This is a genomic window from Mesorhizobium sp. C399B (assembly GCF_030323185.1).
In the GTDB taxonomy this organism is placed as follows: Bacteria; Pseudomonadota; Alphaproteobacteria; order Rhizobiales; family Rhizobiaceae; genus Mesorhizobium.
In genome coordinates, this window is the sequence record NZ_CP100472.1 from 2,781,621 (window position 1) to 2,799,114 (window position 17,494).

Sequence of the window (17,494 nt, forward strand, 5' to 3'; positions counted from 1 at the left end):
TTTGAGGGTTGCCAATCCTGGCGCGTTGGTATCTTTTCCCGCGGTCCAAAACGCGGAACCTGTCATGTCTTTTCAGAAGCTCGATGATCTCGGCCACAAGCTCGAAGCGCTGGAACATGCGCTCGCTATCCTCGGCGCCGACGAGGCGACTCACATGGCTGTCGGCGGCGGCGAGAAGCGCGCCGAAGCCATGTCGTCCCTGGCCGGGATGCTGCATATCAGGGCAACGGCGCCGGAGATCGCCGACTGGCTCGCCGCCGCCGAACAGGAGGCGCTCAACGAGGAGCAGCAGGCGGCGGTCCGCGAACTGCGTCGCCAATACACCAACCTGACCTGCCTGCCGGTAGAATTCGTCGAGCGCCAGACGGTGGCGCGTATGCGCTCCGAGCAACTCTGGCGCGACCTGCGCGCCAAGAATGACTGGGCAGGCTTCCTGCCGGCGCTCGAAGGTGTCATCGCGCTGGTGCGCCAGGAAGCCGCTTTGCGCGCCGACGCGCTCGGCCTCGATCCCTACGACGCACTGATGGAGCAATACGATCCTGGCAACCGCGCCGCCGACATCACGCCGGTGTTCACCGAGCTGAAGACATTCCTGAAGGGCTTCGTGCCGGAAGCCCTGGCCGCGCAGGAAGCGCGCCTGGCCAGGCATCCCGTGAAGCCGCTCTCCGGCAGCTATGCGATCGACCGGCAGCGCGAGCTTGGTCTCGCCATGATGGCTTCGGTCGGCTTCGACCTCACCCACGGTTCTCTGTCCGTATCGCACCATCCCTTCTGCGGCGGCGTGCCGAGCGACGTGCGCATCACCACCCGCTACAAAACGTCCGATTTCCTGTCGGCTTTGATGGGCGTGCTGCACGAGACCGGCCACGCGCTCTACGAGCAGAACCTGCCGAAGGCCTGGGCGCACTGGCCGCTCGGCAAGGCGCGCGGCATGGCGGTGCATGAAAGCCAGAGCCTGTTCGTCGAGAAACAGGTCGGCCGCAACCCCGAATTCTGGCGCTGGGCGCTGCCCGTGGTCGAAAAGCATCTCGGCGAAGCCTGGTCGCTGGACGACATCCTGCCGCATGTGCACCGGGTAGAGCGCGGGCTGATCCGCGTCGACGCCGACGAGGTCACCTACCCGCTGCATGTCATCCTGCGCTACGAGTTGGAGCAGGAGCTGGTCTCGGGGCGGCTGCAGGCGGCCGACCTGCCCGAAGCCTGGGACGCCAAGATGCGGGAGTATCTTGGCCTTTCGACCATCGACAACCCAGCCGACGGACCGATGCAGGACGTGCATTGGCCGGGCGCCGCCTTCGGCTATTTCCCGTCCTATACGCTGGGCGCCATGATGGCGGCGCAGCAATGGGCTGCGCTGACGCGCGACCATCCTTCAGCCGACAGCGAGCTTGCCAACGGCAATTTCGCCGCCATCAATGACTGGCGCCGCGACAAGATCTGGTCGCAGGGTTCGCGCTGGTCGACGCCCGAACTGCTTGAGCGCGCCACCGGCGAAAAGCTCAACGCCGCGTATTTCACCGAGCATCTCCGCAAGCGGTATGGTCCCGCCTGATTGCGGGTTGCTACTCCGCGGCACCCCTGAAGGCGCTTGCTCCGGTTTCGAACTGCAGCTTGGCCAGCCTTGCATAGATGCCGCCCTTGGCGACCAGGCTCTGGTGCGTGCCTTCCTCGACGATGCGGCCGCCATCCATGACCAGGATGCGGTCGGCCTTCAGCACGGTCGCCAGCCGGTGGGCGATGACGATGGTGGTGCGGCCCTGCATCAGCCGTTCCAGCGCCGTCTGCACCAGCGTTTCGCTTTCGGCGTCGAGCGCCGACGTGGCTTCGTCGAGCAGCAGGATCGGCGCGTCGCGCAGGATGGCGCGGGCGATCGCCACGCGCTGACGTTGGCCGCCGGACAAGGTGACGCCGCGCTCGCCGACCTGGCTATCGTAGCCCTTGTCGAGCCTGAGGATGAACTCGTCGGCCAGCGCGTCCCCGGCGGCGGCCTCGATCTCGGCATTCGTCGCGCCCGGCCGGCCAAAGCCGATATTGTCGCGCGCGCTTGCCGCAAAGATGGTGACATCCTGCGGCACGATCGCAATGCGCTCCCGCACTTCAGCCGGATCGGCTTCGCGCACGTCGACGCCGTCAATGGCGATGCGGCCGGTTTCGGGATCGTAGAAGCGCAGAATCAGCGAAAAGACGGTGCTCTTTCCGGCGCCCGACGGGCCGACGATCGCCACCGTCTCGCCCGGCTTGACCTGAAAACTCAAGCCGTGGACGGCGGCACGGTCCGGCCTTGCCGGGTAGGAGAAGGAGACGTCGTCGAAGCTGATCGCGCCTGTCGCCTTGGCGGGCAGCGGCAGCGGATTGGCCGGCGGTTGAATCGCCGGCGTCTCGTCGAGTATCTCGGTCAGCCTTTCGGCCGCACCCGCCGCCTGGGCAAGCTCGCCCCAGACTTCCGACAGTGCGCCCAGCGCGCCTGCGGCAAACACGGAGTAAAGCAGGAACTGGCCGAGCGTACCGGGCGACATCGTGCCGGCAAGCACGTCACGCGAGCCGAACCACAACACCGCCACGACCGAGGAAAAGATCATGAAGATGGCAAAGAAGGTGAGCAGCGAGCGGGAGAAGATCGACGAGCGCGCCGCTTGGAAGGCGGCTTCCACCGCGGCCGAGAACCGCCCGGTGACCAGCGTCTCGTTGGTGAACGCCTGCAGCGTGCGCACCGCGCCGATCTGCTCGCTGGCATAGGCGGTCGCTTGCGCCAGCGTGTCCTGCGCCTGCCGTGACCGGCGCCTCACCGAACGGCCGAACGCGACCAGCGGCAGCACGATGAGCGGAATGGCCGCGATCACCAGGCCCGACAGTTTCGGGCTGGTGACGACCATCATCGCCACCGCGCCGAGCCCGAGGATGACGTTGCGCAGCGCCACCGAGGCAGTGGCGCCGACGGCGGATTTCACCTGCGTGGTGTCGGCGGCAAGCCGCGAGACGATCTCGCCCGACTGGGCGGTGTCGAAGAAGGACGGCGAAAGCGTCGTGACATGCGAAAACACGTCGCTGCGGATGTCGGCAACGACCCGCTCGCCGAGCGTGATGACGAAGTAGTAGCGTCCGGCCGATGCCGCCGCCAGAATGGCTGCCATCGCCACCAGGGCGGCGAAATACTCGGCGATGACGACGGTGCCGGAAGCACTGAAACCGTGGTCGATCATGCGCCGCACGGCCAGCGGCAGCGCCAGCGTCGTCGCTGCGGCGATGGCGAGCGAAATGAGGGCGCCTATGACCAGTTTGCGGTAGCGGAATATGTAGGGATATAGGCGCCTGAGCGGCCCGAGCGAGCGCCTGCGCCCGTCTTGCTCGCCGCTGATGTCCGCCATTACCGTTTCCTCTGGCCGCTTCCAGGTGGGCGCGTTCAATATGCGCTTGCCGTGGCCTTGTGATTCAATTCCGGCTGATGTATAGGCTCGCCGACCGTTTTAGAAGCCGTGGCTTTTCAATAGCTGCGGCTTCGAGTTTTAAAAAGGGGCGCATCGACGCAGGCCGCGGGCCAGTCTGTAGCGCCACAAGCCAGGAAGCACGACAATGAAGGCCGATATCCATCCCGACTACCACACCATCAAGGTCGTCATGACCGATGGCACCGAATACTCGACCCGTTCGACCTGGGGCAAGGAAGGCGATACGATGAACCTCGATATCGACCCGACCACGCACCCGGCCTGGACCGGCGGCCAGCAGACCCTGCTCGACCGCGGCGGTCGCCTGTCGAAGTTCAAGAAGCGCTTCGAAGGCTTCGGCCTCTAAAGTTTACCTGTATCGCTGAATCAAGAACCCGCCTTTGTGGCGGGTTTTTTGTTGCCGCCAAAGTCAGTCGCTTCAAGCTAACGCGCCGATACCTCCCGCTTGTGGGGAGGTCGGCCCAAGGGTCGGGTGGTCCGACGCCTCCACCCTGCTGCTTCGAAGCGACCCTTCCCAGAGTGGTGCGAGCCTACCCGTCCACCAATTCCCGCAGCGCCATGCGCTTGTAGGCGGCGACCAGCCTGTCGCCCTCCTGCCGATCGACCGAGATCGCCAGCCGCACGGCAGCCTCGCCCATCTGCCAGACCAGAAACGCTGTGGTCTCCAGCGCCACCGGATCGGCGCCGGGATGCAGCCGCTTCAGCACCATGGTCAGGAATTCGGCATTTGCCCGGCTGTCGGCGAGTTCGAGCTGGCGCAGCGCCTTGTCGGCCTGCGTGCCCGACCAGATGTCGCGCATCACCGGCTCGGCCAGGAACAGCTGATAGTAGATATCCACCAGCTCCGAAAACGCCTGCCGCAGGCCCTCGGCGTCGACGACATCCTTGAGCGCCGAGGAGATGCAGGCCTGGCTTTCGGCGGTGTAGCGCTCGGCCAGCGCCCAGACGATCGCCCGCTTGTCGGGAAAGAACTGGTAAAGCGAGCCGATCGACACCGCGGCCCGTTCCGCCACCTCGCCCATGCGCATGGCGTCGCTGCCTTGCTCGGCAATCAGCGCCGAGGCTGCGGCCAGCATGCGCTCGACCCGCTCGCGGCTGCGCTGCTGGGTGGGCGTCCGTCGCGGCGATGCGACCTGCTCCTGGGCAGATGCGGGCGTTGCTGTGTCTTCCATGACGGCCTCCGGTCTCGACAAAATCTGCCAACAGACGGCTTGACTCCCAAAATACGAGGGTTTATCACGTTTTGCAAATGTGAGGATTACTCATATTTGTAAACAGAGGAAAACCACAATGACCGACACCAAACCAGTCCTGATCCTCGGTGGCACTGGCAAGACGGGCCGTCGCCTCGCCGAGCGGCTGACCTTACAGGGCATTCCCGTGCGCATCGGCTCGCGTTCCGGCAGCCCCCGCTTCGACTGGGAGGTTCCGGCGACCTGGGAGCCTGCCATGCAGGGCGTGGGCGCCGTCTACATCAGTTACTATCCCGACATCGCCGTGCCGGGCGCCGCCGAGACCGTCCGCGCCTTCGCCAGGCTTGCGGTGGCAAATGGCGTCACCCGCATGGTGCTGCTCTCCGGCCGCGGCGAGACCGAAGCCCAGCGCGCCGAAGAGATGGTCAAAGCCTCGGGCGCTGACTGGACGATCCTGCGTTGCGCTTGGTTTTCGCAGAATTTCAGTGAAGGTTTTCTCGTCGAGTCCTTGCGGCAAGGCGAAGTGGCTTTGCCTGTCGGCCCTGTTGGCGAGCCCTTCGTCGATGTCGACGACATCGCCGATGCTGCCTTCGTTGCGCTGACCGAACCGGGTCATGTCGGCCAGCTCTATGAGTTGACCGGGCCGCGGCTGCTAAGCTTCGCCGACGCGGTTGCCGAGATCGCCAAGGCGACCGGCCGCGACATCCGCTATATCAAGATCTCGCATGACGAATTCACCGCCGCGACGGCGGCATACGAACTGCCGCCCGAAATCGCCTGGCTGCTCAACGAGCTGTTCACCGAAGTGCTTGACGGCCGCAACGAGACGCTGACCGACGGCGTCCAGCGTGTGCTCGGCCGCGCGCCGAAAGACTTTTCCGCCTACGCAAATGAAACCGCTGCAACCGGCATCTGGAGCAACTGAGATGATCAAGCTTCTTCCCACCCTCACCATCATCGCCGCCATCGGCTCGGGCGTCGTCGGCGGCGTGTTCTTCGCCTTTTCCGACTTTATCATGGCGGCGCTTGCCCGGCTGCCGGTCCCCCAAGGCATCGCAGCGATGAATTCGATCAACATCACGGTGATCACGCCCACCTTCATGACGGCGCTGTTCGGCACCGGCCTGCTCTGTCTGGTGCTTATCGCCGCCGTTCTCATGGGGTGGAGCCAGTCCGGCTCATACTGGCTGCTTGCCGGCGCCGTGATCTATTTGATCGGCAACCCGATCGTGACCATGGTCTTCAATGTGCCGCTCAACGATGCGCTCGCCGCCGTCGACCCGGCCAGCGCCAATGGCGCAGCCGTGTGGGCGAACCATCTGAATCAATGGGTGATGTGGAACCACGTCCGCACCATCACCGCCATCGTGTCGATGGCCTGCTTCATGTTCGCATTGCTCTGAAAAATGACACTTCGCAAACGCAAGGACCTCGCCTCAAGCGGGGTCCTTTTGCGTGTGACCCTTGCGGTCGGAATGACCGAGATCGCGGCCCGGATCGATGACGTCGCGCACCAGCTGCTTGAGCTTGGCGGCATCGGGAAAGCCGCCGTCGCGCTTGCGGTCCCAGACCAGCACATCGTTGCAGGAAACGGTGAAGATGCCGCCTGTGCCCGGCACCAGCGTCACTTCACCAAGATCCGTGCCGAAGGTGGAGAGCAGTTCCTGCGCCATCCAGCCGGCCCGCAACAGCCACTGGCACTGCGTGCAATAGGTGATGACCACGCGGGGCCTCTCCGGCACACTCATGTCTGGGCCTCCTGTATGCGCACCGTGGTATTTGCGAATCGATCGTGTATCGGGTCGTCGCCCAGAGCTATGGATATCGCAATCCAGACCGGCCAGATCAGCACCAAAACGAGGGCAGCGGATGCAACCACTATTTCCAGGCTGGAGTAATCCTGCACGCCACCGGGAGCGGTGCCCCAAGCCTGAAAAGCATACCAGCTTCCCGTCAGGACGATCGGTAATGCGCCGAGAAACTTGATAAGTTGCCGCCGAACAGCCTTTCTCGCCGGCAGGCCGACCCTATGTCTGTCGTCCTCATCATGTACAGTCAGCTCCGTGAGCCGCTTGCCGATTGATTGGCCGGACTTCAACTCCATAATGAGGAGATAAGACGCCAGAGCGATCAGCTCGAGGAAACCCAGGTCCAATGCTGCAGGCCTGAAATTCCCTTGCGAATCCAGATCGATCGAGATGGAGGAGGTTTCTCCAGGCTTTGAGCCCGGCGCCGTACCCACGCTCCATATGGCGACCGGCAAACCGAGTACTGATGTTCTACACACCTGCCAATCATAACGGGCAAGTGTCGGGGCACCGTGAACCGTACCCTCCTGGCATAGTTTCCAGTTCAGCCAAAAGCTGCCTTTTACGCCACCGTTGGTCAGCAGAAATAGAGCCCCTACGAGCAAATAGAGGGCGATCAGGATTACAAGGTAGTCGATGAGTGCAGCGAGAAACCGTCGCCATATGCCGGGCCGGCGAGGCCAGGCCACCGCATCGGCAAAACTTGCCTCTTTATAGTCGGTCATCGGCCCCCCCTGATAACTGACTAATCTATAGGCAGGCCGCCGTCATACAGCAATATTCGCATCCGACTGTATTGCACGGACCTACGCCGCGCTGAGCTTGGCCATGGTCTCGTCGTCGACCTCGAAATTGGCGTAGACGCTCTGCACGTCGTCATCGTCCTCGAGCGTTGCCACCAGTTTCATCAGCGATTGCGCCCGCTCTTCGTCGACCGGGACATTGTTCTGCGGCTGCCAGATCGGCTTCACCGATTCGGCCTCGCCAAGCGAGGCTTCCAGCGCCTTAGACACTTCGCCCATACTCTCGAACGCACAGTAGATGGTGTGGCCTTCCTCGTCGGACTCGACGTCATCGGCGCCGGCCTCGATCGCCGCGTCCATCACCTTGTCGGCGCTGCCGGCGGAGGCCGGATAGTAAATCTCGCCGGCGCGGTTCCACATGAACGACACCGAGCCGGTTTCACCAAGCGCACCGCCGGCTTTGGTGAAGGCGGCGCGCACGTTCGAGGCCGAGCGGTTGCGGTTGTCGGTCAGCGCCTCGACGATCAGCGCCACGCCGCCTGGCCCATAGCCTTCATAGCGCACCGCTTCGTAATTCTCGGCATCGCCCATCGATGCCTTGTTGATGGCGCGCTGGATGTTGTCCTTCGGCATCGACACCGCCTTGGCGTTCTGAATGGCCAGGCGCAAACGCGGGTTCATCGACGGATCCGGTGTTCCGCTCTTGGCGGCGACGGTGATTTCGCGCGCCAGCTTGGAAAACATTTTCGACCGCACCGCGTCCTGCCGGCCCTTGCGGTGCATGATGTTCTTGAACTGTGAATGGCCGGCCATGGCACCCCTGTCGTCTTCGGCTAGAGCATCCCGAAGCGAGGTGGTCTCACCTCGTCCTCCCGGGTACTCGAATTCAAATTTTCAGAGCCGTCCAAGGTGCAACGCGATGGATGCACGGCGTTCTCTGTCGGAATGGCCGGCTTATAGATAAATCGGCTCAATTCGTCCAGCCGCGCCGGTTCAGCCCTCCAGATCGGACTTCAGCCGGTCGATAATGCTGAGCGCATGGCCGGCATACTGGCTGATCCAGCGGTCGTGGATGTGCTTGATCGGCAGCGCGTTGAGATGGTTCCAGCGCTCTCGCCCTTGGCGCTTTGCCACCACCAGTTCGGCTTCTTCCAGCACCTTGAGATGCAGCATGACGGTGCAGCGATCGATGTCGGGAAACGCCTCGCACAACATGCCGGTCGTCTGCGGCGCATCCTTCAGCCGATCCAGCAATTCGCGACGGCGCGGATGCGCCAACGCCTTGAAAACGTGATCGTCTGCGGTTTGGCTTGACATGTTATGTTTCTATAACATATCGTCGAGCCAATCAAGGAGGAGCTGTGGATATGTCTCTTGGATTCAGAGTTTCCGGGCGCATCGGCAAACCGGTCGCCGAAGTCTTCGACGCAGTCGTCAATCCGGAGAAGCTCAGCGGCTATTTCACCACCATCGGCGGCGCCAGCGCCCCGCTGGAAGCCGGCATCGGTGTCGTCTGGTGGGGAAAAGTGCCGGTCGAGGTCGATGAAGTGGTCAAGGACAGCCGCATCGTGTTGCGCTGGGATGCCACAGATGCCGACGACAGGCCGGCCTACAAGACACGCATCGAGATGAACTTCGAGCCGCTGGACGATGGCGGCACCCTTGTGACCATTGCTGAATCCGGCTGGCCGGAAGGCGTGGTCGGCCTGCAGAAATCCTACCTCAATTGCGAGGGCTGGTCGCAGATGCTGGCCTGCATGAAGGCCTATGTCGAATACGGCATCAATCTGCGCGACGGCTACTACCGCGGCGAGATGAGGGGCGAGCCGGCCAACGAGACAAACAGATGAACCGCGCAACGGAGCCCGCAATGACCGCGAAAATGACAGGTGGAATCAACATCGCCATGAAAGTCCCGTCACATCAATACGAGGCGACGATCGCCTTCTATCGCGACGTCGTCGGCTTGAATCCATTCACCGCCAAGGCGCCAGCCATCGGCTTCGAGCTCGGCCCCTACCGTCTGTGGATCGACGAGGCGCCGATGCTGAGCCAGGCCGAAGTCTGGCTTGAGCTTTTCACCGACGATTCTGCAGCCATTGCGGATCATCTCGCCAAGGCCGGCGTCGTCCGTTGCGACGCGGTCGAGCCCCTGGGCGAAGGCTTTCGCGGCTTCTGGATCGCCAACCCGGCCAGCATCGTTCACATGGTGCGCGAGCCTGACGCCTGGTGAGCGCAAACCGGACAAGGAAGCAGCATCGATGGAAATTCACAAAACGCCGACTGCCGAAGCCGGCATGCTGATCAGGCGGCCGGTCGCCGAGGTCTTCGAGGCGATCGTCAACCCGGCCATCACCACGAAATTCTGGTTTACCCACAGCAGCGGCCGGCTGGATGGCGGCAAAGAGGTTCGCTGGGAGTGGCGCATGTACGGCGCCTCGGCGATGGTCAATGTCAGCGAGATCGTCGAGAACAAGAAGATCGTCATGCAATGGAGCGATCCGCCGACCACTGTGGTCTGGACATTCACGGAGATGCCCGGCGCCGAAACGCCTGACGGTGCGACCTTTCTTGAGGTCAGCAATTTCGGCTTCGCCGGCACCGCCGACGAGCAGGTCAAGCAGGCGGTCGGCTCGACCGACGGCTTCGCACTGGTTCTTGCCGGCGCAAAGGCATGGCTGGAACAGGGCCTGTCGCTTGGCCTGATCGGCGACCGCTACCCAAACGGCGTGCCGGGGCGCTAGGGCCGCCCCTGCGACGCCAGCCTCAATGCCCGCCGCCGGATTTCTTGCGCCGCCGCGCCAGCATGTTCAGGCCCTCGACCAGGGCGGAAAAGCCCATCGCCGCGTAGATGTAGCCCTTCGGCACATGATAGCCCATGCCGTCGGCGATCAGCGTCATGCCGATCATCAGCAGGAAGCCCAGCGCCAGCATGACGATGCTCGGGTTCTTGGCGATGAAGTTGGCCAGCGGCCCGGCCGCCAGCATCATCACGCTCACCGCCACGATCACGGCGATGTACATGATGGCAATCTCGTCGGTCATGCCGACGGCGGTGATGATCGAATCGATCGAAAAGACGAGATCGAGCAGCAGGATCTGGAAGATGGCGCCGGCAAGCGAGATCTGCAGCGTCTCGCCCATCATCGTATCCTTGTGGTCGTCGGGATCGACGGTGTGGTGGATTTCCTTGGTCGCCTTCCAGACCAGGAACAGGCCGCCGGCAATCAGGATCAGGTCGCGCCAGGAAAAGCCATGGCCGAACGCTGTGAACACCGGCGTCGTCAGCTGCACGATGATGGAGATGGTTGCGAGCAGCACCAGCCGCATGATCAGCGCCGCCGAGATGCCGAGACGCCGGGCGCGGGCGCGCTGCGCTTCCGGCAATTTGTTGGTCAGGATCGAGATGAAGATCAGATTATCGATGCCGAGCACGACCTCGAGCACGATCAGCGTCAGCAACGCGACCCACGCGGTTGGATCGGAAACAAATTGAAAATGCGGCGCAAAGAACTCGATCAGCTGCATGGAGGTCGTCCCCTCTTTAACGATCTAGAGCAGTTTCGTCGCCAGTTAGGTACTTTACTCGACTATATCAATGTCATGACCAGAACGATGGCGCGGTTTCTTCGAGCCGCGGCCCGCGACGAAAAGGCGCGATTTTTTCGGCCAGGCCCGTCCGGTCGGAAATGTCGACGCCGACGCCGCACAATGTCGCCGGTCCGGTGGCCGCCTCGAAGCGGCCTTTCGGAACTTTCGACAGGAAGCGGTTGAGCGGCTCTTCCTTGTCCATGCCGAGCGAGGAATCATAGTCTCCGCACATGCCGGCATCGGACATGTAGCCGGTGCCGCCATTGAGGATCTGGTGGTCGGCCGTCGGCTGGTGCGTATGGGTGCCGATGACGAGGCTGGCGCGGCCGTCGACGAAATGCGCGAAGCACATTTTCTCCGAGGTCGCTTCGGCATGGAAGTCGATGACCACGGCATCGGCCTGCTCGCCCAGCGGACAGGCGGCCAGCTCGCGCTCGCCGGCCTGGAACGGATCGTCGAGCTCGGGATGCATGAACACCCGGCCCATAATGTTGGCGACCAGCACGCGCGCGCCGTTTTTGGCGATATAGACGCCGGAACCGCGCCCCGGCGTGCCCTTGGGGAAGTTGGACGGGCGCAAGAAGCGCTCCTCGCGCGGCGCGAAGACCAGTGCGTCGCGCTGGTCCCAGACATGGTTGCCGGTGGTGACGACATCCGCACCGGCTGCAATGGTATCGCGAAAAATGTCTTCGGTGATGCCGAAGCCGCCGGCGGCGTTCTCGCCATTGACGATGACGAAGTCGAGTTTGAAATCCGAGATCAGGCTGGGCAGTTGTTCCCACACCGCCGTACGTCCCGATTTGCCCACCATGTCGCCGAGGAAGAGAAGTCTCATGCCCACTTCTATCCAGAGGCACGGACGCTAGGCAAGCGCTACCCGGGCGATTGGCGCTAACGCCGGCCGAAAGTACCACGCTGCCGTTGAGACGGCTTTGCGCTCGCGCCCGCGACGCGAACTGCCGAAGGCATCATCGGTGACGCCGGCGGTGCGGTGCGTCCGCGCAGCCAGAAGAACCAGACGTAAAAAACAGTGAACCCACCAGTAGCGGCCAGGAGCAACAGCCCGCCGCGCCAGCCCTTCATCGCCGCGGTATCGAGGATCGATGGATTGGCAGGGTTGTAATACAACTTCACCGCGTCGCCTTTGGACGCCGTGTAGAGGCCGATGTCCTTTCCCTTGCCGGACCACGTCATCGGTGCATCGTTCGCGACATAGGTGACAGCGACGTTGATGCCTTTCGCGGTGAGGCCATTACCCTGGGCTTCGCTGTAGGAACTGACATCCGTCACAGTGGCAACCGTCTGATGCCAGGCGAACTGGTGGTGCAGGGCCGTTCCGGAAATGTGCAATGCCATCGCGAACAGCGTTACCGCGATGAGGACGAACGGCATCAGCAGGAAGCGTGCGAAGACAAACATGATGGCCGCCATCGGCTCGGACTGTGTTGCCGGAATACTATCCGGCACGTCTTGGAAACGCGTTAAGCGGGATCGCGGTCTTTTAAGCGATGTCGAAGCGGCGCAAACCGCTCTCGGTCAGTATTTCCGGGATGATGACGTCGTGCGCCTCATCCGGCACGAGACCCACCTCCTGGCAATCGAAAGCGATGCCGATCAGTCGTGGCGGCTGGCCCTTGTCGATCAGCCTGGCGATGGCGCGGTCGTAATAGCCGGCGCCATACCCGATGCGATGACCGCGGCTGTCGAAGGCCGCGAGCGGCACCAGCATCACCGCGGGATCGAGAACCTCGGCCTCCGCATGCGGACCGACCGTGCCAAAACCCATCTCGACCATCGGCGCGCCGCGCACCAGTTCGCGAAAGACGATGGTGGTCTTGTCGAGGATGGCCGGCAGGCAAAGCCTGGCCCCCTTCTCGCGCAAGGCGAACATCAGCGGCCTGACGTCGACTTCCGATCGCATCGGCCAGAAAGCTGAAACGATCTGACCCGGCTCGATGGCGAGGTGGTCGCGCGCCGTCTCGGCCATCTCAAGCGCGATCTCCACCCGCCACAGCGGATCGAGCGCATCGCGGCGGCCGAGTGCCTCGAGGCGCAGCTGCTTTTTCAGGGCTTTGGGAGATGTCATGCGCGGACGATAGAAAAGGTCGGATCTGGGTGACGTTTCATGAGCGACGTTTTCTACCACATCATCCGCCAAACTGGGCGGATAGAGGTAAGTGACGATCCACACAACCGGTGGAGAGAGCGATCCCGGGAACCTACAAAGTAGGTGGGCGCCGTATGAGAAAACCCACGGGTCTTCCCAGGGACAGCTCCCTAAGGATCGTTAAGGCCCCGGGGAAAATGTTCTCCTGCCGGGAAGCGCAGACCGCCAAGCCCAATATAGGCGGCTGGTCGGTCAAGCGCTAGTGACATGAGCCGATGTTTCCATTTCGATCTCACACGCTTTGGTCGCAGCCGGCTCGCCCTTGCACAGGTCAAGCAGCGTCCTTACGCTCGCGCTGACCAACCGAGGAGCAAGTATGCGTTTCGAAGGCACGGCGGCCTATGTCGCCGACAAGGATCTGATGGTGGCGGTGAACGCCGCGATCGCGCTGGAGCGGCCGTTGCTGGTCAAGGGCGAGCCGGGCACCGGCAAGACCGAGCTTGCCCGCCAGGTGGCATCGGCGCTCGGCCTCGACCTGATCGAATGGCACGTCAAGTCGACCACCCGTGCGCAGCAGGGACTGTATGAATATGATGCTGTCTCGCGGCTGCGCGACAGCCAGCTCGGCGATGCCAGGTTCAACGACATCAAAAACTACATCAAGCGCGGCAAGCTCTGGCACGCCTTCGCGGCCGGTAAGAAGGTCGTGCTGTTGATCGACGAGATCGACAAGGCCGATATCGAATTCCCCAACGACCTGCTGCAGGAACTCGACCGGATGGAGTTCTTCGTCTACGAAACCGGCGAAACGATCCGCGCCGCTGTGCGCCCCATCGTCATCATCACTTCCAACAATGAGAAGGAACTGCCCGACGCCTTCCTGCGCCGGTGCTTCTTCCACTACATCCGCTTTCCCGATGTCGACACGCTGCACAAAATCGTCGACGTGCACTATCCCGGCATAAAGCAGAATTTGGTGCGTGCTGCCCTGACCCAGTTCTACGAGATCCGCGATGTGCAGGGGTTGAAGAAGAAGCCGTCGACCTCCGAGGCGCTCGACTGGATCCGCCTGCTGGTCGCCGACGACATCGCACCCGAGGATCTGCGCGCCGACCCCAGGAACGCGCTGCCGAAGCTGCACGGCGCACTGCTCAAGAACGAACAGGACGTGCATCTGTTTGAACGCCTGGCCTTCATGGCCAGACGGCAGGGGTGAGGATCGAGGGTTGGCTGACAGCTACGGGCGGCTTTGGCCGCTTACTCCGCGGGAGCAAACCCTCTCTCCTGCGGCGCGACGCGCTTCGGCCCGAAGATGACGAAGCCGATGACCGACAGGGCGAGAACGCCGATCCCGCAATAGAGCATGACCCAGCCGAAACCATTGACCAGCGCGGCATGCACGATGGCGCCGGATGGGCCGAGGGCTGCGAGCTTCGGCGTCCCCTGCGCAAGGCCCTCCAGATTGCCGGTAGCGACCCTTTCCGCCAGTGCCCGCAACTCATCCGGCTCCAAAGCCGCGCCGAGTGTGGCCCGCAGGTGGGAAACGATACCTTGCGTCAGCAGCAGGCCGAGCACCGCGATGTTGATAGCGAGCGTGATCAGGCGTGCGCTGATGTCGATGCCGGACGCCATGCCGGCACGATCCGGCGATACCGCGCCGGTCGTGGTATTGGTGGTCGGCGAATTGGTGAGACCGATGCCTATGCCGGCAATCAGCGTGCCCGGCAGCATGGTCAGCCAGGTGGCGCCCTCGAGCCTGGAGCCGATCCACATGGCGATGAAACCGATCCCTAGCGTCAGCAGACCGAGCGGGATGGCAATTCGTGCCTGATAGCGCGCGCGAATGCGCTCGGCGATCGGCGGCATCACCATGAAGGGCAGCGTGTAGACGAGCAACAGCAGGCCGGTCGTCGTGCTGTCGTAGCCGAGAACGCCGGAATAATAGATCGGCAGATAGATGATGAACGGCCAGTAGCTGAAATTCATGCCGATGGCGCCCATGATCGCGCCGGAAAACTGGCGGATGCGGAACACGGAGAAATCGAACATCGGATAGGGATTGACCCTCTCGGCGACAAGGAAAGCGATGAACGCAGCCACGGAGGCTGATATCACGCCGATGCGGGCGCTGGTCCCGAGATCCGCACCCTGCGTAATCAGATAGGAGAAGCCGAACACAGAAGCCGACAGCGTCAGCATGCCGGCCCAGTCGAGCTTCTGGGCATTGTGATCGCGCGATTGCGTGACACCGGCGCCGATAAAGGCGAGCGCCAGGAGCGCCAGCGGCACGTGGATGAGGAACACCCATTGCCAGTTCGACAGCGCCACGATCAAGCCACCGATGGCGGGCCCGAAACCGAGCCCGATGCCTGAGACGACGCTCCAGGCGACGAAAGCCTTGCCGCGTTCGCGGCCATCCTGGAACTGATGCGACAGCACGGCGACGCTGCAGGTCAGCATCGCGCCGCCGGCGAGGCCTTGCAGGAAGCGGGCGGCGATCAGCAGCGCCGCACTCGGAGCCAGGCCGCACAGCAGCGAGGCGAGGCCGAAGGCGACGGTGGTGATCACCATCACGCTCTTGCGGCCGAAACGGTCGGCCAATGTCCCTGTCGCCATCAGCACCGTGGTGCAGGCAATGGTGTAGGCGTTCATGATCCATTGCAGGTCTTTGAAATCGGCGGCGAGCACGCTTTCGAGTTTCGGCAGGATCACCGGCACGCTGGAGATTTCGAGCCCGAACAAGAGCGACGCCAAGCACACGCCGGTGAGCGCGATGGTGTTTCGTTGAATTGGCATATCGATCTCTTTCCATCCGAGCATGAGGCGCTCTTCAAACCGCGACCAGTTTGTGATAGAGGAGACTCGACCATGAAAAAAGGCTATGCTCGGCTATATCAGAAATGACAAAACGGAATGATTGGCCCAATGGAGTGCTGCGATGACCAGTCTTGATGTGGACGCCGTACGAACCTTTGTGATGGTGGCCGATCTGCAGAGCTTCACCCAGGCGGCCACGGCGCTGGGCAGCACCCAGGCGACAATCAGCGTCAAGCTGCGCCGTCTTGAGGAAAAGCTCGGCGCGCGATTGATCGAAAGAACGCCGCGCCGCGTCAGCCTGTCGACACGAGGCGCCGTCTTCCTCCCCGCCGCGCGCGACTTCCTTGCCGCGCACGAGCGCGCCATGGCGGAGTTTGCATCAGCACCGTGCCGGCTTGCGCTCGGCTTTGTCGATCATGCCGCCGGTCCGGCGCTGTCCATTCTGATTGCCCAGCTCCATGCGCACGATCCATCGCTGACGCTCAGTTTGAGGATCGATACCAGCACGGTGCTCAAGGAAGCTTTCGATCACGGCGAGCTCGATGCAGTCATCGTGCACCGCGAAGGCGACAGCCGTCCTGGCCGGACCTTGTCGCGCAACCACTATGGCTGGTTCGCCGCACCTTCCTTCGAGTGGCAGCGCGGAACGCCGTTGCGCCTCGCGCTCTTAAGCACCGTGTGCAACTGTCCGGATCGTGTGCGGGCGGTCGAGGCGCTGGACAAAGCAGGCATCGCCTGGGAGGAGGCCTTCGTCGGCGGCGGCGGCGCGGCCGTCAACATTGCGATATCGGCGGGCTTTGCCGTTTCGGCGCTGGCTCACTGCGTCGCTCCGCCCGGCCTGATCGAGGTTGGCCGCAAGCTCGGCCTGCCGTCGCTTGACCCTTCCGAAGTGGTGCTGCATTCGCACAATCTGGCGCCGCGCGCGCGTGACGCGCTGCAGATGCTGGCAACCGCATTTCGCGAGTACAATTCGCCGGTGGATTAGGCGATGGTGTTTCCGATCTGATTCCGCCGGAATCCGATAAGGCTTTGGAGGAACCGAAATGACCGAGATCACCGTCCGCCCGCTGGCGCTGGCCGACCATGCCGACTGGCGGCGGCTGTGGACTGCCTACCTCACCTTCTACGAGACCAAGCTGCCGGACGAGGTCTACGACATCACCTGGAAACGACTGTTCACGGAAGGTGAATTCGAACCGAAGGGGTTTATCGCCACGCTCGACGGCAAGGCGGTCGGCCTGACCCATTATCTCTATCACCGCTCCGGCTGGTCGGAGAAAAACAACTGCTACCTGCAGGACCTGTTCGCCGACCCTGATGTGCGCGGCAAGGGCATCGGTGCGGCCCTCATTGAAGCGGTCAAGCAGGAAGCCGGCAAGATCGGCGTCAAGAACGTCTATTGGATGACCCACGAAACCAACGCCACAGCGCGCAAGCTCTACGACCATGTCGCGCGGCGGACAGGTTTTATCGAGTATGATCTGCTATGATGCGAGCGCGATCGAAATAACGCGGAAGGAGCCGAATGATCCGCTATGTCGGAATCCTGGATGGCAGTGACGGCGTTTGGGGAGTGCGGATGCCCGATCTCGCCGGCTGCCACGGGGCCGGCGCAAACCCGGCTGAAGCGATAGCCGATGCCGTTTCGGCTATGCGCGAATGGGCGGAAGCCCGCATCGCAAAGCACTTGCCCATGCCCAACCCACGTACAGTGGCAAATCTTCTGCAATCCGGCGAAATCGACAGTGCCCGTGGCGACTCAGCCGTGACCGTTCGGCATAGATAACGG

The 17,494-nt window shown here is 62.8% G+C and carries 22 protein-coding genes and 1 other RNA gene; 11 read left to right on the forward strand and 12 right to left on the reverse strand.

Annotated features, from left to right (window positions below):
- The first annotated feature begins 64 nt into the window (after positions 1-64).
- On the forward strand, positions 65-1,552 hold the full coding sequence (locus NLY36_RS13280) for a carboxypeptidase M32 (RefSeq protein WP_023698436.1): 1,488 nt from the start codon (positions 65-67) through the stop codon (positions 1,550-1,552).
- A 10-nt stretch (positions 1,553-1,562) separates the two neighbouring features.
- On the opposite strand, the gene NLY36_RS13285 is transcribed toward NLY36_RS13280, so the two are convergent.
- Complete coding sequence (locus tag NLY36_RS13285) at positions 1,563-3,365, reverse strand: ABC transporter transmembrane domain-containing protein (RefSeq protein WP_023698435.1); 1,803 nt, start codon at positions 3,363-3,365, stop codon at positions 1,563-1,565.
- A 205-nt stretch (positions 3,366-3,570) separates the two neighbouring features.
- On the opposite strand from NLY36_RS13285, the gene rpmE reads away from it, so the two are divergent.
- Positions 3,571-3,792, forward strand: coding sequence for a 50S ribosomal protein L31 (gene rpmE, locus NLY36_RS13290; protein WP_023668748.1), 222 nt, complete (start codon positions 3,571-3,573; stop codon positions 3,790-3,792).
- A gap of 184 nt (positions 3,793-3,976) precedes the next feature.
- On the opposite strand, the gene NLY36_RS13295 is transcribed toward rpmE, so the two are convergent.
- Positions 3,977-4,618 carry a TetR/AcrR family transcriptional regulator gene (locus tag NLY36_RS13295; RefSeq protein WP_023698434.1) on the reverse strand — a complete coding sequence of 214 codons (642 nt, stop codon included), beginning with the start codon at positions 4,616-4,618 and terminating at the stop codon, positions 3,977-3,979.
- Positions 4,619-4,736: 118 nt separating this feature from the next.
- Between NLY36_RS13295 and NLY36_RS13300 the strand changes: the two genes are divergently transcribed.
- Positions 4,737-5,564: an NAD(P)H-binding protein gene (locus NLY36_RS13300; RefSeq protein WP_023698433.1), complete on the forward strand. Its 828-nt coding sequence runs from the start codon at positions 4,737-4,739 to the stop codon at positions 5,562-5,564.
- A 1-nt stretch (position 5,565) separates the two neighbouring features.
- Complete coding sequence (locus tag NLY36_RS13305) at positions 5,566-6,042, forward strand: anthrone oxygenase family protein (protein ID WP_023698432.1); 477 nt, start codon at positions 5,566-5,568, stop codon at positions 6,040-6,042.
- Positions 6,043-6,075: 33 nt separating this feature from the next.
- On the opposite strand, the gene NLY36_RS13310 is transcribed toward NLY36_RS13305, so the two are convergent.
- The 4 genes from NLY36_RS13310 to NLY36_RS13325 form a co-directional block, all read right to left on the reverse strand.
- Positions 6,076-6,387: an Rdx family protein gene (locus NLY36_RS13310; protein ID WP_023668742.1), complete on the reverse strand. Its 312-nt coding sequence runs from the start codon at positions 6,385-6,387 to the stop codon at positions 6,076-6,078.
- The gene (locus tag NLY36_RS13315) at positions 6,384-7,172 is read right to left on the reverse strand and encodes an RDD family protein (RefSeq protein WP_023700267.1); all 789 of its coding nucleotides are present in this window, start codon (positions 7,170-7,172) and stop codon (positions 6,384-6,386) included. Before NLY36_RS13315 ends, NLY36_RS13310 begins: the two co-directional genes overlap by 4 nt.
- Positions 7,173-7,253: 81 nt before the next feature.
- On the reverse strand, positions 7,254-8,003 hold the full coding sequence (locus NLY36_RS13320; RefSeq protein WP_023668740.1) for a YebC/PmpR family DNA-binding transcriptional regulator: 750 nt from the start codon (positions 8,001-8,003) through the stop codon (positions 7,254-7,256).
- Between the two features lie 180 nt (positions 8,004-8,183).
- Positions 8,184-8,507: an ArsR/SmtB family transcription factor gene (locus NLY36_RS13325; RefSeq protein WP_023668739.1), complete on the reverse strand. Its 324-nt coding sequence runs from the start codon at positions 8,505-8,507 to the stop codon at positions 8,184-8,186.
- Between the two features lie 50 nt (positions 8,508-8,557).
- Here NLY36_RS13325 and NLY36_RS13330 point away from each other — a divergent pair, with 50 nt between their 5' ends.
- From NLY36_RS13330 to NLY36_RS13340, 3 genes are read left to right on the forward strand one after another with little or no spacing between them, the layout of a single operon-like run.
- The gene (locus NLY36_RS13330; protein WP_023684154.1) at positions 8,558-9,040 is read left to right on the forward strand and encodes an SRPBCC domain-containing protein; all 483 of its coding nucleotides are present in this window, start codon (positions 8,558-8,560) and stop codon (positions 9,038-9,040) included.
- Positions 9,041-9,060: 20 nt separating this feature from the next.
- Positions 9,061-9,423 carry a VOC family protein gene (locus tag NLY36_RS13335; RefSeq protein ID WP_023736867.1) on the forward strand — a complete coding sequence of 121 codons (363 nt, stop codon included), beginning with the start codon at positions 9,061-9,063 and terminating at the stop codon, positions 9,421-9,423.
- Between the two features lie 28 nt (positions 9,424-9,451).
- A complete protein-coding gene (locus NLY36_RS13340; protein WP_023728643.1) occupies positions 9,452-9,934 on the forward strand; it encodes an SRPBCC family protein in 483 nt (160 codons plus the stop codon).
- 22 nt (positions 9,935-9,956) lie between these two features.
- On the opposite strand, the gene NLY36_RS13345 is transcribed toward NLY36_RS13340, so the two are convergent.
- The 5 genes from NLY36_RS13345 to ssrS all read right to left on the reverse strand — a co-directional run bounded on the left by NLY36_RS13345 (position 9,957) and on the right by ssrS (position 13,115).
- Positions 9,957-10,718, reverse strand: coding sequence for a TerC family protein (locus NLY36_RS13345; protein WP_031205303.1), 762 nt, complete (start codon positions 10,716-10,718; stop codon positions 9,957-9,959).
- Between the two features lie 73 nt (positions 10,719-10,791).
- Entirely contained in the window at positions 10,792-11,616 is an 825-nt protein-coding gene (locus tag NLY36_RS13350; RefSeq protein WP_023728645.1) for a TIGR00282 family metallophosphoesterase, read from the reverse strand.
- Positions 11,617-11,672: 56 nt separating this feature from the next.
- On the reverse strand, positions 11,673-12,200 hold the full coding sequence (locus NLY36_RS13355; protein ID WP_196815260.1) for a DUF3592 domain-containing protein: 528 nt from the start codon (positions 12,198-12,200) through the stop codon (positions 11,673-11,675).
- A gap of 82 nt (positions 12,201-12,282) precedes the next feature.
- On the reverse strand, positions 12,283-12,867 hold the full coding sequence (locus tag NLY36_RS13360) for a 5-formyltetrahydrofolate cyclo-ligase (protein WP_023711998.1): 585 nt from the start codon (positions 12,865-12,867) through the stop codon (positions 12,283-12,285).
- A 92-nt stretch (positions 12,868-12,959) separates the two neighbouring features.
- Positions 12,960-13,115, reverse strand: a non-coding RNA gene (ssrS, locus tag NLY36_RS13365) — 6S RNA.
- A 149-nt stretch (positions 13,116-13,264) separates the two neighbouring features.
- Here ssrS and NLY36_RS13370 point away from each other — a divergent pair.
- Complete coding sequence (locus NLY36_RS13370; protein ID WP_023694573.1) at positions 13,265-14,104, forward strand: AAA family ATPase; 840 nt, start codon at positions 13,265-13,267, stop codon at positions 14,102-14,104.
- Between the two features lie 41 nt (positions 14,105-14,145).
- Here NLY36_RS13370 and NLY36_RS13375 read toward each other — a convergent pair whose 3' ends face one another.
- Complete coding sequence (locus NLY36_RS13375; RefSeq protein ID WP_023736866.1) at positions 14,146-15,684, reverse strand: MFS transporter; 1,539 nt, start codon at positions 15,682-15,684, stop codon at positions 14,146-14,148.
- 142 nt (positions 15,685-15,826) lie between these two features.
- Between NLY36_RS13375 and NLY36_RS13380 the strand changes: the two genes are divergently transcribed.
- From NLY36_RS13380 to NLY36_RS13390, 3 genes are read left to right on the forward strand one after another with little or no spacing between them, the layout of a single operon-like run.
- Positions 15,827-16,690, forward strand: coding sequence for a LysR family transcriptional regulator (locus NLY36_RS13380; protein WP_023736865.1), 864 nt, complete (start codon positions 15,827-15,829; stop codon positions 16,688-16,690).
- A gap of 58 nt (positions 16,691-16,748) precedes the next feature.
- Entirely contained in the window at positions 16,749-17,195 is a 447-nt protein-coding gene (locus tag NLY36_RS13385) for a GNAT family N-acetyltransferase (protein ID WP_023668728.1), read from the forward strand.
- 35 nt (positions 17,196-17,230) lie between these two features.
- On the forward strand, positions 17,231-17,491 hold the full coding sequence (locus NLY36_RS13390; protein ID WP_023698425.1) for a type II toxin-antitoxin system HicB family antitoxin: 261 nt from the start codon (positions 17,231-17,233) through the stop codon (positions 17,489-17,491).
- The last annotated feature ends 3 nt before the right edge of the window (positions 17,492-17,494 follow it).